At 63.6% G+C, this 1,282-nt stretch carries 2 protein-coding genes; one reads left to right on the forward strand and one right to left on the reverse strand.

What is annotated here, in order from left to right; all coding sequences use genetic code 11:
* Positions 1-7: 7 nt before the first annotated feature.
* Entirely contained in the window at positions 8-1,039 is a 1,032-nt protein-coding gene (locus tag LRX77_RS10280) for an IS30 family transposase (protein WP_442961635.1), read from the reverse strand.
* Between LRX77_RS10280 and LRX77_RS10285 the strand changes: the two genes are divergently transcribed.
* Positions 1,016-1,282 (forward strand): hypothetical protein (locus LRX77_RS10285; RefSeq protein ID WP_231832814.1); only part of this gene is annotated, 267 nt, incomplete at its 3' end. The two genes, LRX77_RS10280 and LRX77_RS10285, sit on opposite strands and share 24 nt — an antisense overlap.

Below are 1,282 nucleotides of genomic sequence, written 5' to 3' on the forward strand. Positions count from 1 at the left end.
GGCGGTTTCAGGTGGTGAGTGCAACGGTTGTTAGTAGTGGTTCTATTCTCTGGGCCGGGGTGTCCCAGTCAAGTGTTTTGCGTGGTCTGGTGTTGAGGAGGTCCTGCATTTCGGTGATCTGTTGATCGGTGATGGTGGAGAAATCGGTGCCTTTCGGGTAGAAGTCTCGGATCAGTCCGTTGAGGTTCTCGTTGCTTCCGCGCTGCCAGGGGCTGTGAGGGTCGCAGAAGAACACGGGGCACCCGGTCGCGATCCGGAATGCTTTGACCTGGGCCATCTCGGTGCCCTGGTCCCAGGTCAGGGATCTCGCTAAGGCCTTGGGCAGGGCGCTGATCATCTGCGCGAGCCTAGTGGTCACGGTGATGGACTCGTGATCCTCTGGCAGACGGGAGATCAGCGCGAACCGGGTGGAGCGCTCGACCAAGGTGATCAGGGCGTTCTTCCCGCCACGACCGATGACCAGATCTCCCTCCCAGTGCCCGGGCACGGCACGATCGATCGCCTCCGCGGGTCGCAGGCTGATGTTGGCTCCCTCGACCCAGGTCTTCCGGCCCCGGCGCTGCGGCAGTCTTGAGCGCGGGATCCGCCCGGTGCGTCCCGAGCGCAACGCCTTCTCCACGGCCAGTTCCTGCCGCAGGGATCCTTTGCCCTGCACGTACAGGGCCTGATAGATCGTCTCTGCGCTGATGCTCATGCCCCTATCCTTGCGGATGCCAGCAGACACCTGGGCTGGAGAATGCCGCTGGGCCAATCGCCGGATCACCTCGGCGCGCAACGTCCGGTCACGATCCAGCACACGGGCTTTCGGACGAGCACGCGCCGAAGCCGCCCGGTGCTGCCCGATCGCTGCGGAATACACCGGCCGTGCTCTCCGATACGTCAACGCCGTCCGACGGATCTCACGGCTGACCGTCGACCGGTGACACCCGATCATCGAAGCGATCCTCGCCTGCGAGAGCCCCTGGGCCAGAGCAGTCTGAATCACCACCCGATCCGATAACGTCAGCCTCGCCCCATGACCGACCGCACCACCACTGATCCCCGGCCCGAGATCCACATCCTTGAGGTTGTTCACCCCGCCGTTTCTACCACGCGAACGCAGGATCCCGCACCGAGCCACCCAATGATGAACCACCCGCTGCGAATGCCCAGCCCCAGCGACAACATCCTCCACACGCTCACCCGCGAGCACCCGCTCGATCACACCAACCCGCTCAACCAACCCCACATGCCGCACAACACCCTCCAAAAGAACATGTTGCACTCACCACCTGAAACCGCC

This window comes from Pseudoclavibacter sp. 13-3 (assembly GCF_021168475.1).
Lineage (GTDB): Bacteria > Actinomycetota > Actinomycetes > Actinomycetales > Microbacteriaceae > Pseudoclavibacter_A.